The sequence below is a fragment of the Pandoraea anhela genome (assembly GCF_902459655.1).
Taxonomy (GTDB): Bacteria; Pseudomonadota; Gammaproteobacteria; order Burkholderiales; family Burkholderiaceae; genus Pandoraea; species Pandoraea anhela.
Genome location: NZ_CABPSB010000014.1, coordinates 1 through 14759, shown reverse-complemented (window position 1 = coordinate 14759; position 14759 = coordinate 1). Strand labels below are relative to the sequence as shown.

The window sequence follows — 14759 nt, the reverse complement described above, 5'->3', positions numbered from 1 at the left end:
CTCCCTTAGCCCCCGGTCTTCGCCACCCGGCTCTCCCCCGCCGCCGAATCCTCCACGCGACGGAACACCAGCGCCGACGCCAGCGTGATAAGCCCCACGCACACGAACGTCATCCGGAAACCGGCCACGGTGCCGCCCACGCCGATCTTGCCCGCCTCACCGGCAAGATGCCCGAACCGCGCGAGTAGCTGACCGCCGATGGTCACGCCCAGTCCGAGGGCGAGCATCTGCGCCATCGAGAACAGGCCGTTGCCCGCACTCGCACGACGCGCGCCCAGATCCTTGAGCGTGACGCTGTTCATCGCAGCGAACTGCATCGAGTTCGCCCCGCCGAACACCGCCAGTTGCACGAGCCCCAGCCAGATCGGCCAGCCCGGACCGAACAGCGCGAAGCTCGCGATCGATCCACCGACGACCGCCGTGTTGACCATCAGGAAGCGCGTGTAGCCGTAACGCGCAACCAGCGGCGTGACCATGCGTTTGACGACGACGCCGGACAGTGCGACCGGCAGCATCATCAGCCCCGACGCCAGCGGGCTGTACCCCATGGCGACCTGAAGCAGCAGCGGCAACAGGAAAGGCACGGCGCTGCTGCCGATCCGTGCGACGAGATTGCCCAACAGCCCGAGACGAAAGCTGCGCGTCTCGAACAGTTCGAGCGGGAACAGCGGCGCTGCCCGGCGACGCGCGTAGGGCCAATAGCCCACGGTCGTGATCACGCACAGCAGCGCGAGCGTGGCGGACGGCCACCACCCGGCCTCGGGGAACGGATGGTCGAGCGCGAGCGTGAACGACACCATCGCGACCGATAGCAAGACGAAACCGAACCCGTCGAAGCCCGTAGCGATGACGTCGTCTTCCGACGGACGCGGCAGGTAACGCCGCACTGCAACGCTGCCGAGAAGACCGATCGGCACGTTGATGAGGAAGATCCAATGCCACGATGCAACCTGAACGAGCCAGCCGCCGAGCACCGGCCCGATCATCGGACCGACCTGCCCCGCAATCGACACGAAGGCCAGCGCCGCCAGATACTCGCCGGCCGGGAAAGTGCGCAGCACGGCCAGACGCCCGATCGGCAGAAGCATCGAGCCGCCCGCGCCTTGCAGCACCCGGGCGATTACGAGTTGCGGCAACGTATGCGCCATCGCGCAGGCGATCGAGCCGAGCACGAACAGCAGAATCGCCACGAAGTAGACGCGTCGCGTGCCGAAACGATCGGCCAGCCAGCCGGACGCGGGCGTGAGCATGGCCATCGTGAGCGAATAGGAGACGACGACCGGCTGCATGCGCAGCGGATTCTCGCCAAGGCTGGCGGCCATTGCCGGCAGCGCGGTATTGACGATGGTGGTGTCGAGCGCCTGCATGAAAAAGCCCGCCGCAACGATCCATAGCAGGGCGGTGAGCGTCTTGTCTTGCTTCATGCGGCAGAGGACGGCGCGCGGCGACAGGCCACACGTCGGAGAAGAATTAAGCGAAGGCAGAATTCTAGCGCGCTTTCATCGGACGTCGCACGGACGCATCGATGCACGTTTTGCAGCAATCGATGCGTCTAGCGCATCCGCGCATCTGCACGTCTGCGCCTTCGCGTCGTTCAGGCCGTCGTATTGACGTGGTTGCCGGTCGGACTCATGAGCGCCAGAATCTGCGCCTGAATCGACATCGCCTGCGCAGACAGTGCGTTGACCTGCTGGAGCTTATCCTCGGGCGGCAGACGGTCGTCGTTGCGCACTGCGTCGAGCTGCGCCATGACCTTGGCGAGCATCTCCTTGAGCTTCCTGATGGTCTGTGAGGCGATGTCGTCGCCGGTGGCGCCCGCATCCGCTGCGGCCTGCGCCTGCCCTTGCTGCTTCGCGCTTTGGTTCACCGCGCGCAGGTCCACGAGCGTCCGGTCGCCGAGACGGCTGATGCCGTTGCTCTCGGCGCTATCCGTCGTACTGGTCAGGCCCGTGGTATTGCTCGCATCGGTCTTGCCAGCCGCGTTCGCGCCCGCAGCCGACGCAGCCGACTCGGCGACATCGGTCGCGTTCGTGCCGCCCGCCGGCTGGGCAGCGGTCGAACCGGCGGCTTTCGTGCCGGCCTGCGCCGCCTGCACCCTGTCGGCCTGCTGTTGCTGGATGTGCGACTGCCAGCGCTCGAGCATGCCGGACGTGGCGCTGCTTTTGGTCGGAATAATGATGGTCATGGAGGGAGGGGCTCCGTGAAAAATTCGAAAAGTAAGTCTTCGAAAGTATTACGGTATATTGCACGGCCTTCTTTAGCCTGGATCCCGCTCGCCCCCATCGGCATCCGACCTGCATGGCGCTCGATTCAGACCAGATAACCGGAGATGCCATCCCATAACAGCTTGATCGCCGTGACCACCAGCAAGCCGTAGCAAGCACGGTAAACCTGGCGTTGATCCAGCCTCGCATGAAGCCGCCAGCCGGAGAACACGCCGGCGGGAATCGCAAGCAGGCAGATCCCCATCAACGCCCATACCGATCCGGTCGGGCGCACCAGCAGCAGCCACGGCACCGCCTTGGTCGCATTGCCCACGGTGAAGAACAGGCTCGTCGTCCCCGCGTACACCTCCTTGCTCAGACCCAACGGCAGCAGGTACATCGCCAACGGCGGGCCGCCCGAGTGCGCGACCATCGTCGTCACGCCCGACGCCACCCCTGCCGTGATCGCCTTCGGCGTCGAGCGCTCACGCGTGACCTGCTTTGCGCCCGAGAGCAGCCACAGCCCCACGAACATCAACGTGATCACGGCCATCACGATGGAAATCGCGCGATGGTCGAGCACGCGAAACACCCCGTATCCCAAGGCAATGCCCGCGAGCAACCCGGGCACGAGCCGTACGAGATCCGGTCGCGACCATGTCGACGGCTTCCAGTAACGCAGCGCGAACAGATCCATCGCGATGAACAGCGGCGCCAGCAGACCACCGGCGCTTACCGGATCCATGACGATCGACAGCAGCGGAATGCCGACGATGGAGAAGCCACCGCCGAACGCCCCCTTCATGAACGCAATCAGGAACACCGCAGCGAACGCAACGACGATGGTCATCACCGTCAACTCGGGACCGGACAACTGGGGCAGCGTCATCACATACTCCCTGCCCGCGCGGGACAACGGCCGTCACGCAATACACCCACGGCGAAAGATTCGAGCAACCACGATAAAGCCAACACGACGCATCTCCTTTGAACGAATACGCCGGCCGCGCAAGAAAAAAGGGGCAACGATACGGACACGGTGCAGCGGCAGGTGCAATCAGAATGCTCCGATGTTAAAGTCGGTGCAATTAAAACATTGCTCTCGGTGCAATATATGACGAAAGCCGATTATCTGGGGCTCGCCGACCGGGTCGCTGCGGACATTGCGGCTGGCACGCTGAAACCGGGCGATCGCCTGCCGCCGCAGCGCGACTTCGCGGACACGCATGGGATTGCGGCGTCGACGGCCAGCCGCGTCTACGCCGAACTGTTGCGGCGCGGGCTCGTCGTGGGTGAGGTGGGACGCGGAACGTTCGTTTCGGGGCAGGCGCGGCGAGGTGTTGCCGCGCCGGGTGAACCGCGTGGCGTGCGCATCGATCTGGAGTTCAACTTTCCGATCCTTCCGGCGCAATCGGCGCTCATCTCCAGGAGCCTTGCCGGGCTGGAGCGACCGGCCGATCTCGAACTCGCGTTGCGACCGGCCACGAGCGGCGGCACGCTCGCCGTGCGCCACGCGGCGGCGGCGTTCCTCTCGGAAGGGTCATGGACGCCCGCCCCCGACCAGTTCGTCTTCACCGGCGCCGGCCGCCAGAGCATCGCCGCCGCGCTCGCCGCCGTGGTGCCGCCGGGTGGGCGATGCGGCGTCGAAATCCTGACTTACCCCTTCATCAAAGGCATCGCCGCGCGCCTCGGCGTCTCGCTCGTGCCGTTGGCGATGGACGAAGGCGGGGTGCGCCCTGAAGCCATACAGAGCGCACACCGTGAAGGGCAACTCTCGGCCATCTATCTGCAACCGACGATTCAGAGTCCGCTGGGCATGACCATGAGTCCCGCGCGACGCGCCGACCTGCTACGCGTGGTGGAAAAACTCGATATCACCGTCATCGAAGACAACGTGTACGGATTTCTCGACGACGCCACGCCCCTCGCCGCGCACGCGCCCGAGCGGTGCATCGTCGTCGACAGTCTGTCGAAGAAGGTCGCACCGGGGCTGAATCTGGGGTTTCTGGTAACGCCCCCGCGACTTCGCGAAAGTGTGATGGCGGCGGTGCGCTCGGGCGGCTGGGCGGCCCCGGGTTACGCGTTCGCCGCCGCGCAACGCATGATGAGCGATGGGACCATCGCCGAACTCGTACGGCTCAAACGTCTCGATGCGCAGGCGCGGCAGCGCATCGCCGCCGACTGCCTCGCCGGCTTCGATGTGCGCACCAGCGGCAAGAGCTATCACCTGTGGCTGACACTTCCCGCACACTGGCGCTCGCAGGCGTTGGTGGCCGCCGCGTCTCGCCACGACATCGGCCTGACGCCATCGACCACGTTCGCCGTCACGCCCGGTCACGCGCCCAACGCGGTACGTCTGGCGCTGGCCGGCCCGAGCATGGATCTGCTGGATGCGGGTTTGCGCACGCTCGCCGGCATTCTGAATGCGAGAGAAGACGACTTCGATCTGACGGAATGAGCTTCTATGACGAGCGGCGGCGAGCGGCGGCGAGCGGCGGCGAGTCAGGCACGAATCGCGCGGTAGCCCACGTGCTCCAGATGCTCGAATTTGTCCTCGCCCGACGTGTCCGGCTTGTGCGCCTCGTCGGCACGGTCGTCGTCTGCCAGGGCGTCGAGCCGAATCGCCGCGTGCACGAGCGCGATGTGCGAGAACGCCTGCGGGAAGTTTCCGACCTGTCGCTCATGCGTCGTGTCGTACTCCTCGGCCAGCAGGCCCACATCATTACGCAGCGACAGCAAACGCTCGAACAGCGTGCGCGCATCCCGCTGACGGCCGATCATCACAAGGCAATCGACCATCCAGAAACTGCATGCGAGAAACGCACCCTCGCCTGCCGGGAGTCCGTCGTCCACCCGGCTCGTGCGATAGCGCTGCACCAATCCGTCCTGCATCAGCTCACGCTCGACCGCTTCGATGGTGCCGATCACCCGGGGGTCGTCCGGCGGCAGAAAACCGACCAGCGGAATCATCAGCACGCTCGCATCCATCTCCGACGATCCGTACGCCTGCATGAAGGCATTGCGGGTCTTGTCGAAGCCGTTCGCGCACACGTCGGCGTGGATTTCTCGGCATCGTTGCCGCCAGCGATCCACCGGCCCCGGCAAACCGAATCGCTCGGCCGACTGGATCGCTCGATCGAAGGCGACCCACGCCATCACCTTCGAGTAGGTGAAGTGCTGGCGGCCGCCACGCACTTCCCAGATCCCTTCGTCCGGCTCGCGCCACACGGTTTCGAGATGCGCCACGAGTTTCGTCTGAACCTCCCACGTGGCGTCGTCCGGCGGCAGTCCGCCCAGACGCGACTGATGCAGCGCATCCATCACCTCGCCATAGACGTCCAGTTGCAATTGTCCGACGGCGCCATTGCCCACGCGTACGGGCTTCGACCCTTCATAACCCGGCAGCCAGTCGACTTCCCATTCCGGCAACCGCCGCTCGCCGGACAGCCCGTACATGATCTGGACCTGCGACGGCGCCCCCGCCACCGCGCGCACCAGCCAGTGACTCCAGTCACTCGCTTCGGTGTAGTAGCCACCGAGCATGAGCGCCTGCAATGTCAGCGTGGCGTCGCGCAGCCAACAATAGCGATAGTCCCAGTTGCGCTCGCCGCCCAGTTGCTCGGGCAACGATGTCGTGGGCGCGGCCACCACACCGCCCGTCGGCACGAACGTCAGCGCCTTGAGCACGATGAGCGACCGCCGGATCGCGTCGGACCATCGCCCGTCGAGCTGACAGCGATTGGCCCATGTGCGCCAGTAGCGCTCGGTATCGGTGAGTGCGGCGAGCGGATCGATCTCGCGCGGATCGGCATGATGCGACGGCACACGCGAGAGCACGAACGGCACGGTGTCGCCCGCCTTCACGTCGAAGCGCGCGCGCAGGCTGCCCGGCACATCCTGAATCTCGACAGGCGTGCGCATCACGACCTTGTCCGGCCCGGCGACGAGGCGCATGCCCGGCCCCGTCGGATCGTCGCCGTCCAACGCGCGCGCCCACGGCACCGACGCCCCGTAGTCGAAGCGCAGAATGAGCTCCATCGACATCGACACCGTGCCATGCACGCCCTTCACCAGACGCACGAGGTCGGCGGCGCCGTCGCGCAACGGCATGAAGTCGATCACGGCGACGCAGCCTTCGACCGACTCGAAGCGTGTCTCGAGAATCAGGGTGTCGTCGTGATAGCGACGCGTGCAGGTCGCACGCGGGTCGTCGGGGGCGATCTTCCAGCGGCCATGTTCCGGGCCGCCGAGCAAGGCGGCGAAACACGCCGGGGAATCGAAGTACGGCCAGCAAAGCCAGTCGATGGAGCCGTCGCGCGCCACCAGCGCGGCGCTTCGGCAATCGCCGATCATTGCGTAATCTTCAATGCGTGCCGGCATGCTCACCTCGCGATCGGGAGAGGAACGATGTCCCGCGCGACGTATTCGTCGAGCATCGCGGGAGCGCAAGCGTATGAACCGACATGGTACGCGCGTCGCACATAGGCGACCATCTTCGCCGCAATGAAGCGAGTGATTTGCCGGGGATTCTGCCAAGGGTCATGCCTTCCCTCCTTACGACGATGCCGTCGGGTCAGATGAATCGGTGGCCGGACACCTCATTGTCACGACCGGCTAGAAAAACCGACCGGCCACCGAGAGGGAAGTTCTGACGAATTGCCGTTTGACGCGTCAACTCGCGGCGAATCCGCATGAGAGACGCCACACATACATCAGACGTTCACTTGCGCGGCCGCCTCCAGGGCATGCACCGCTCCCTGCGCGACCAGATCGCGTACCTGCCCCGCATCGAAACCATAGTCGGCCAGCACGTCGAAGGTGTGTTCGCCGAGCCGTGGCGCAGGCCCGCCGGTGCACTTCGGGGTCTGCGAAAAGCGGATCGGCAGCCCGATGCTGCGCGTCGGGCCATCAGACGGATGGACGGTTTCGACGACCATCTCGCGCGCCACGATCTGCGGGTGCGACACCGCCTCCGAAATCGACAGGACCGGTCCGACCGGCAAACCGACGGCATCGAGCCACTCGACCCAGTGCGCCGTCGTGTCGCGCATCAGATAAGCGGTAAGGCGCTCGACGAGTTCCTCGCGGTTTGCCGTGCGTCCGGCGTTCGTGGCAAAGCGCGCATCGCCGGCGATTTCGGGCGCGTCGAGCACCTGAAGCAGACGCTCGTAATTTGCCTGGTTCGCCGCGCCGATGTTGATCCAGCCGTCCCGCGTACGAAACGCCTGATAGGGTGTGCTCGTCGGATTCGCCGAGCCGAACTTCGGCGGATTTTCGCCGCTCGCAAAGAAGTTCGCCGCCGCCCAGTACATTTGCTGAAACCCGGCTTCGAGCAGCGACGTGTCCACGACCTGTCCTTCGCCGGTGCGCAACCGGTGTGCGTAGGCGGCCGAGATGCCGAGCGCCGCCAGAATGCCCGCGTTGATGTCCGCGATCGGCGAGCCCGCCTTGATCGGCGCCTGCCCGGGCTCGCCCGTCACGCTCATCAGACCGCAGAGCCCCTGCGCGATCAGATCGAAGCCGCCTTTGTCCGCGTAGGGACCGGTGCGTCCATAGCCCGAAATCGCGCAGTAGATCAGCCCCGGGTTCGCCGCACGCAGCGTCTCGTAACCGAGGCCGAGCTTCTCCATCGTGCCTTTGCGATAGTTCTCGGTGACGACGTCCGCACTCGCGAGCATCTTGCGCAGCACGTCGCGACCGCCCTCGGTCTTGAGATTGAGCGCAATGCCACGCTTGTTGCGATTGAGCATCATGAAAGACGCCGATTCACCGTGCGCGAGGATCGGCGCGAAACGACGCGCGTCGTCCCCGTCGATCTTCTCGACCTTGATGACGTCGGCCCCCATGTCCGCAAGCATCATTCCGCACACCGGCCCCGACATGATGTGCGACAGCTCGATCACCTTCACGCCTTGCAACGGGCCGGTTTTGCTCGTGCCGCCGCCGGCGGTCTCACGCCTCTCGTTCATCTCAGCGCCCCTCGAAGACCGGGGCCGTCCTCGCCAGGAACGCGCGATAGCCGGCCTGAAAATCGGCAGTGCCGAAACAGGCGAAACCTTCGTCGATCTGCGCTGGCGTGAGCGGTTTGCCACTGACCAGCTCTCGCACGAAGCGCTTGTGCCAACGGGCGACGAGCGGTGCGCCGGCGGCAATCCGATCGGCGCTTTCAAGCGCCTCGCGCGTCACGTCGGCATCGGGCACCACTCGCGTGACGAGCCCGATGCGCTGGGCCTCCTGCGCATCGAAAATCCGCCCTTCCAGCAGGATCTCCAGCGCCTTGGCCGGACCGAGCAACTGCACGAGCCCGGACAATTCCGCGTGCGCCATCACGAGCCCCAATTTGTTGATCGGGGCGCCAAAGCGGCTCGACTCGCCGCAGATCCGGATATCGCAAGACGCCGCGATTTCCATACCGCCCCCCACACAAATACCGTGAATCATCGCGACGAGCGGCACCGGGCAGTTCGCCAGCGCGTCGAGTGTGCGATGCATCAGCGCACCGTAAGCACGGGCTTGCCCGACATTCGCGCGGTCCGTCTCGAACTCCGCAATGTCGTTGCCCGGCGCGAACGACGTTTCTCCCGCGCCGCGCAGCACGATGCACCGCACGTCCGGCGACTCGGACAACGTCAGAATGGTGTCGCCTAACGCCTGCCACATCGGCTTGGTCAACGCGTTGAGCTTCTCGGGACGGTTGAGCGTGACCCGCGCGATCGCGCCGTGTCGCTCGGTCAGAACGGTCGATGTCACATTGCCTCCTTGCATCGCCGGCGCGCACCCTATGTCGTCCGGCATGTGATTTTTGGCATACCAATTTTGAGTAAACGATAAAATCACCAGCATCTCGTTGGCAAGCTGCAATCGAAAAAATCAGGGTAAACATGGAATTTTTGCCAACGAGCGATTGACCTGGTGATGTTCCACCATCAAAATTGGCATTCCATTTTTGAAATCGTCGCGCATGACTGCCTCCGCCTCGCTGAACGCCGCCGCCTACGAAGCCCTGAAAGCGCGCATCGTGCGCGGCGACCTTCGCCCCGGCGCACCGCTCTCGGAGCGGGCGCTGTGCGACGAACTCGCGGTATCGCGCACACCGCTGCGCGAAGCGCTCAAGCGTCTGGCGAACGAGGGGCTGGTGGAGATTTCGGAGACACGGCGCGCGCGCGTGGCGCGGGTGAGCGTGGACGAAGTCGTGAATCTGCTCGCCGTGATGGCGGTGCTGGAAGGACTTTCCGGGGAACAGGCCTGCGAGAAGGCGTCGGAGGCCGATCTGGACGCCCTGGCGGGCTTGCAGCAAGACATGGAAGCGGCGTACGCGCGCGCCGATCACGCGGCCTATTTCGCGCTGAACCAGCAAATTCACCTGAGCATTCTGCGCATGGCGAACAACGGTCCGCTGGCCGAATACTTTCACAACCTCAACGCCCGGTTGCGCCACGTGCGCGAGCGTCTGACGCCGACACCCGAGCGCTGGCGTCAGGCCGTCGACGAACACGCGGAAATGCTGGCGTTATTGCGCCGGCGAGACGGCAAACGTCTGCGCACGCTGATGGAAGCGCACCTGCGCAGCAAGACGGACGCTTACGTTGCCGCCATGCTCAACGAAGGGCTCGTGAGCATGAACCGCGCGGCCTGATACCGCGCGCTCGGACAGACACGGGTCAGGCGGCAACGCGCACGTTCGCGAGCACGGCAGCGCACTTTGCCATCAGATGCCCGCGCAACAGCCGACCGAGCGCGGCACCGTCTCGTCGATGCAACGCCTGCAACATCTGGACATGTTCGTCGATCGCACGCTCCCACTTGCCTGCGTGCAGGTTGGAGCGAAAGCGTAGCGCCTGAAGCCGTTGATTGACGGACTGATACATCTGCGTGAGCGCAGGATTGCGCGCCGCCGCATTGATGCGGTCGTGGATCCGTTGATTGCAGTCGAAGTAGCCGGACAGATCGCCGTTGGCATAGCAGGCGTCCATGGCGCTGTGAAGCTCCTGAATCTCGTCGACCTCCGCCTGCGTGATGCGCTCGCACGCCAACTCGCCGGCGAGTGCTTCGAGGCCGCTCAGCAACTCGAAGGCATCGGCGATATCGCTCGCGGAGAGCGTCACGACGCGGGCGCCGCGATTGGGCAGCAGATCGATCAGACGCTCCACCGCCAGCATCTTCAGCGCCTCGCGCAGCGGCGTGCGCGACACGCCCAGTTGCTCGCACAGCGCGCGCTCGTTCAGATGCGCCCCCGGCGGCAGCAGCCCTTCGGTAATCATCTTGCGCAAGCGATCCATCACGGCCAGATGCAGCGCCTGGCGGCTGATCGGCTGGCTTGCCTGATTCGCGCCGGCGTCCGGCGGATGGATGGTGTGGTCGTGTACGGCGTTCAAAGTCACGGAGTGCATAGGCTTGCCCTGGTCATTCGTTTCGGGAAGAAAGACAACGACTGCATGCACAGCACTTTCGCGAGCGACGACGATCCTAATCCATGCCGCGCCGCTCCTGAAACCACGCAATATTTCTCGGACCAAGACACATTGTTACGAAATATTACGAAGCTCGATTCTCGCAGATCGACGTCGTTTTGACTACGTTGTGTGGTGTTTTCACTGAGAACGCGACATGTTCGCATCGCAGCGCAACATCGCTTGAATTTTGTATACGATGTGGGGCGACACGCGCCCGGCAACTGACCGGCGCATCGCCCTTCCCTCAGGAGATTCGCAAGATGTTCGAGACCCAACCCGCCGTCGAATCGCTCGCTCGCCTGCTCGCCGACACCCGTCGCGGCGACACGCCCATCGACTCGCCCGCCGAGGCACTGATCCCCGTCGACGCCGACGCCGCCTATGCCGTGCAATTGCGCACGCTCGATCTGCTCGGCGACACGATCGCCGCGTGGAAAGTCGGTGCGAAAACGCCGTCGGATCTGCCGAACTGCGCCCCGATTCCGGCGACAGTGGTCGGCAATGCCGGTGGCACGCTCGCGCTCGACGACTTCTTCCGCCCCGGTCTCGAACTGGAAATCGCCTTCCGTCTGGCACGCGACATCAAACCGGGCCGATACGACGAGCGTGAGGTGATGATGTTCGTGGACGACATGCTGGCCACCATCGAAATCACCGACAGCCGTTTTGCCGACAAGGGGCTCGACAGCCGCTTCGTGCTGGCCGACCTTCAGAACAACGGCGCCCTCGTGATCGGTAGCGGCCGCAGCTACGACGCGAGCTTCGACTACCTCAAGCCCAAGGCCGTCTTCACCCTCGCCGGCCGCGACATCACCCCGGCAAAGGTATTCAACACCGGCGGCGATCCGCGCGCTCTGCTCACCTGGCTGGTGAATCACAACGGCAAGCGCGGCATCACGATGCGCGCGGGCGCGATCGTCACATGCGGCTCTTACGTCGGCATGATCCCCGCCGACGGCCCGGGCGAGTTGCGCGGCGTGATCGACGGTATCGGCGACGTAGCCGTCACGCTGACGTAAGCGCATCTCTGCCCGCATCTATCCCCGCATCTCTCCCCGCATTACGCCCCAGGTTTGCTGCGCCCCCGATCCTCAGTCCTTCGCGGACGCCGGCGTCGGGGCGCGTCCGTCTGCACCGGCGAGCATCTTCGGGGCGAGCAGCGCGATCGGCACGATGCACAGCAGTCCGGCCCCCAGCGCCACCGGCAAGCTGATACCGTGCGCGATCGCGCCGATCAGCACCGGCCCGATCAACAGCCCGAGGTAGGCAAGACGCGCCATCACCGCGATGGCCTCGGCGCTCGCCATGCCGGCGCTGCGCGCCACCTCGCCCGACGCGGCGAACATCACCGGCATCACATTCGATAAACCCAGCCCGGCCAACGCAAAGCCCACGACGGCCGCCGCCGGTTCACGCCAGAACAACGCCAGCAGCACACCGCCGACACACAGCAGACTGCTCACGCGTAGCAAACGCGCGCCGCCCATGCGCGCGCGCACGGGGTCGCCGCCGAAGCGTCCGGCCGCCATGCCGACGGAGAATGCCGCGTAGCCTGCACCGATCCATGCGCCCTGCGCCGACACCACTTCGCGCATGTACACCGCCGTCCAGTCGTACATCGCGCCTTCCACCACCAACCCGAGGAACGCCAGTACGCCGAAGCCCGTCAGTTTGCGATGCAATTGACGGCGAGACGCCTCGCTCAATGCGGGCGGCGGCGTGCGCTTCCCGGCAGATGCCGTCACGTCCTGCGCATTCGCGACCGGCGCTTCACCGGGCAGCATGTCCGGTTGCATGAAACGCGCACCGACGACGATCACCACGGCGCAGCCAAGGGCCGCCATACCGATATGCCATTGCGGCGATCCATGGTGCGCGAGCCACGCCCCCCCGACGAGCGCACCGGCCATCCCGCCGAGGCTGAAGCATCCGTGCAGCGACGCCATGATCGGCTTGCGGTAACGCGCTTCGAGTGTGGCGGCCTGGGCATTCACGGCGACATCGTATGTCGCATTCGCCGCACCGTAGAGCGCGAGCCATCCCACGAGCGCCCAGTAGTTCGGCATCGAGAGGATGAAGGCGCTCGTGAGCGCCAGCGCAATCCCCGAATGCAGGCTGGCGCGCTGGCTGCCTGCACGTCCGACCCAGCGCGCCATGCGGGACATCGTGACGATGGCGCCGCCGGCCACGGCGAACATCGCCACGGACAGGCTGGCGTCGTTCAGGTCGAACATCGCCTTGACGGTCGGCACGTGCACGCCCCACGTCGCGTAAAGAAATCCGCTGCAAAACAGCAATGCCATCGTTGCCGCACGCGCAGGCCAAAAGCCCGTGCGCGGCTGCGCAATATCAGAAGTCATCGAGATGGAAAGAAATACAGACATGACGCGGCAGAGACTTCTGCGTTGTCGATTGAAGAGGGAGGGTGCGAGCCGTCAGCGTTGCGGAACGCGCAATCGATGTTGAGAATTTTAGCGCACTCTACGTGACAGTACAGTGTGTCTTTCGCAACATCGCTGCCGAAGTGCGGCGGCGGCGCATCAATGTCACGGTGAAAAAACCGGGCTGAGGCGCCTCGCACCGGACAGGCCGCCGAATCGTGAGACGGCATCGCGCACACGGCTCACGCACAGGACTTATCCACCGTTTTTGTTCACAACGCTGTGGACAACGAACGGAACACGTGGCTCAAGCGCTTGATCGGATTGAGGTTTTCGCGGGAGGCGATCAGACGACGGCACTCGCAGGCAAATCGTCTGCGAGTGCCGCCGGTTTATCCACAGATTTTGTGTTCAAGTCTGTGGACAAGTCCTTGATGAGGGAAGGCAAGTCGTTGATTCGAATCGAGGATTCAGTTGATCGTGCTCGCCGCAGCAGTCTGCCCCGGCTCGATGGCCAACGCGAAACCCTTGTTACGCTCGCGCACCACGCGGTGGATCAGTTCCCACACGGTATGGGCCACCGGCGAGAGCGAGCGGTTCTTGCGGCGCACCAGCACGATGTTGCGCTCAAACGCGGGCAACAGTGGACGCACCGCGAGCGTGGAGTTCTCCGGCAGCGGCAACGCCAGCGGCGGCAGCACGCTCACCCCCAGCCCTTCCTGCACCATGCGGAAGATGGTGCTCACGTGCCCAAGCTCCTGCGTGATGGTGCCTTGCACCTTCTGCGTCGTGAGTGCGCGATCGATGAGCGGACGGCTGCCCGAACTCTGGTTGAGCAGCACAAGGTTCTCTCCCGAGAGCTCCGACCAGTGCACGGCCGCCTGCGCCGCGAGCGCATGATCGCTACGGCAAACGAGACAGAACGGCTCGCTCATCAAATGCTCGGTCGTCAGATCGTCGGCGCCTTGCGGGGCGACCACGATACCGAAGTCGACGTCGCCCGCACGCACGCTGTCGAGCACCGCGCGTTGCATCTGGTCGACGAGCGCGAGTGCGATATCGGGATACGTGGCCTGCGAGGCCAGCAGCACGCGCGGCATCAATGTCGCGGAGATAGTCGGCGCGGCGCCGATGCGAACGCGCCCCGTCGTGCGCGCTTCCGCGCCGTGGGTCTGAAGCAGCGCGATCTCGAGCTCGTCGAGTACGCGATCGAGGTTGCCCGCGAGCGTGACGCCGGCGTCCGTGAGCGCGACTTCACGCGTGGTGCGATCCACCAGACGCAGGCCCAGTTGCCCTTCCAGCTCATTGATGCAGCGGCTGATGGCCGGTTGTGTCAGGCCGATCTCGGCGCCCGCGCGGCTGAAGTTCTTGCTGCGCGCCACGACCATGAAGACCTTGAGTTGTCTCAGCGATACGTTCATAAAGGTCCTGCCAATAAGTTGACCCACGCGCCATCGAAATGGCGAAGGCGCGCCGCACACGGCGGCGCGCCCCATACACGTCTTCGATCAGGCCGCCGCCTTCACCATCTCCTCGACGACCTTCTTTGCGTCGCCAAACACCATCATGGTCTTGTCGAGGTAGAAAAGATCGTTGTCCAGCCCGGCGTAACCCGCCGCCATCGAACGCTTGTTGACGATGATCGTCTTGGCCTTGTACGCCTCGAGAATCGGCATGCCGGCAATCGGCGATTGCGGATCGTTCTTCGCCGCCGGGTTCAC

At 64.8% G+C, this 14759-nt stretch carries 13 protein-coding genes; 3 read left to right on the top strand and 10 right to left on the bottom strand.

The genetic code is table 11. The features are described 5' to 3' along the window. Positions 1-5: 5 nt before the first annotated feature. From mdtD to PAN31108_RS17815, 3 genes are all read right to left on the bottom strand, one after another. Entirely contained in the window at positions 6-1424 is a 1419-nt protein-coding gene (gene mdtD / locus PAN31108_RS17825; protein WP_150670162.1) for a multidrug transporter subunit MdtD, read from the bottom strand. A gap of 170 nt (positions 1425-1594) precedes the next feature. After that, on the bottom strand, positions 1595-2185 hold the full coding sequence (locus PAN31108_RS17820) for a hypothetical protein (protein WP_150670161.1): 591 nt from the start codon (positions 2183-2185) through the stop codon (positions 1595-1597). A 125-nt stretch (positions 2186-2310) separates the two neighbouring features. Then, positions 2311-3093 (bottom strand): sulfite exporter TauE/SafE family protein, encoded by a 783-nt coding sequence (locus tag PAN31108_RS17815; protein ID WP_150670160.1) that lies wholly within the window; start codon positions 3091-3093, stop codon positions 2311-2313. A 225-nt stretch (positions 3094-3318) separates the two neighbouring features. On the opposite strand from PAN31108_RS17815, the gene PAN31108_RS17810 reads away from it, so the two are divergent. Further along, positions 3319-4662 (top strand): aminotransferase-like domain-containing protein, encoded by a 1344-nt coding sequence (locus PAN31108_RS17810; RefSeq protein WP_150670159.1) that lies wholly within the window; start codon positions 3319-3321, stop codon positions 4660-4662. A gap of 44 nt (positions 4663-4706) precedes the next feature. On the opposite strand, the gene PAN31108_RS17805 is transcribed toward PAN31108_RS17810, so the two are convergent. The 3 genes from PAN31108_RS17805 to PAN31108_RS17795 all read right to left on the bottom strand — a co-directional run bounded on the left by PAN31108_RS17805 (position 4707) and on the right by PAN31108_RS17795 (position 8969). Beyond that, positions 4707-6584 (bottom strand): glycoside hydrolase family 15 protein, encoded by a 1878-nt coding sequence (locus PAN31108_RS17805; RefSeq protein ID WP_150670158.1) that lies wholly within the window; start codon positions 6582-6584, stop codon positions 4707-4709. Positions 6585-6916: 332 nt separating this feature from the next. Further along, on the bottom strand, positions 6917-8173 hold the full coding sequence (locus PAN31108_RS17800) for a CaiB/BaiF CoA transferase family protein (RefSeq protein WP_150670157.1): 1257 nt from the start codon (positions 8171-8173) through the stop codon (positions 6917-6919). Position 8174: 1 nt separating this feature from the next. Beyond that, positions 8175-8969 (bottom strand): enoyl-CoA hydratase/isomerase family protein, encoded by a 795-nt coding sequence (locus PAN31108_RS17795; protein WP_150670273.1) that lies wholly within the window; start codon positions 8967-8969, stop codon positions 8175-8177. 196 nt (positions 8970-9165) lie between these two features. Here PAN31108_RS17795 and PAN31108_RS17790 point away from each other — a divergent pair, with 196 nt between their 5' ends. Beyond that, positions 9166-9840: a GntR family transcriptional regulator gene (locus PAN31108_RS17790; protein WP_150670156.1), complete on the top strand. Its 675-nt coding sequence runs from the start codon at positions 9166-9168 to the stop codon at positions 9838-9840. Between the two features lie 25 nt (positions 9841-9865). Here the strand turns inward: PAN31108_RS17790 and PAN31108_RS17785 are convergent, their stop codons facing one another. After that, complete coding sequence (locus tag PAN31108_RS17785) at positions 9866-10594, bottom strand: GntR family transcriptional regulator (protein ID WP_150670155.1); 729 nt, start codon at positions 10592-10594, stop codon at positions 9866-9868. Positions 10595-10917: 323 nt separating this feature from the next. Between PAN31108_RS17785 and PAN31108_RS17780 the strand changes: the two genes are divergently transcribed. Further along, positions 10918-11676 carry a 2-keto-4-pentenoate hydratase gene (locus PAN31108_RS17780; RefSeq protein WP_150670154.1) on the top strand — a complete coding sequence of 253 codons (759 nt, stop codon included), beginning with the start codon at positions 10918-10920 and terminating at the stop codon, positions 11674-11676. Between the two features lie 72 nt (positions 11677-11748). On the opposite strand, the gene PAN31108_RS17775 is transcribed toward PAN31108_RS17780, so the two are convergent. The 3 genes from PAN31108_RS17775 to PAN31108_RS17765 all read right to left on the bottom strand — a co-directional run. Continuing rightward, positions 11749-12960, bottom strand: coding sequence for an MFS transporter (locus PAN31108_RS17775; RefSeq protein WP_174995038.1), 1212 nt, complete (start codon positions 12958-12960; stop codon positions 11749-11751). Between the two features lie 548 nt (positions 12961-13508). Beyond that, positions 13509-14459, bottom strand: a complete 951-nt coding sequence (locus PAN31108_RS17770; RefSeq protein WP_150670152.1) for a LysR family transcriptional regulator — start codon at positions 14457-14459, stop codon at positions 13509-13511. 87 nt (positions 14460-14546) lie between these two features. Then, on the bottom strand, positions 14547-14759 hold a 213-nt coding region (locus tag PAN31108_RS17765), incomplete at its 5' end, for an NAD(P)(+) transhydrogenase (Re/Si-specific) subunit beta (protein ID WP_150670151.1).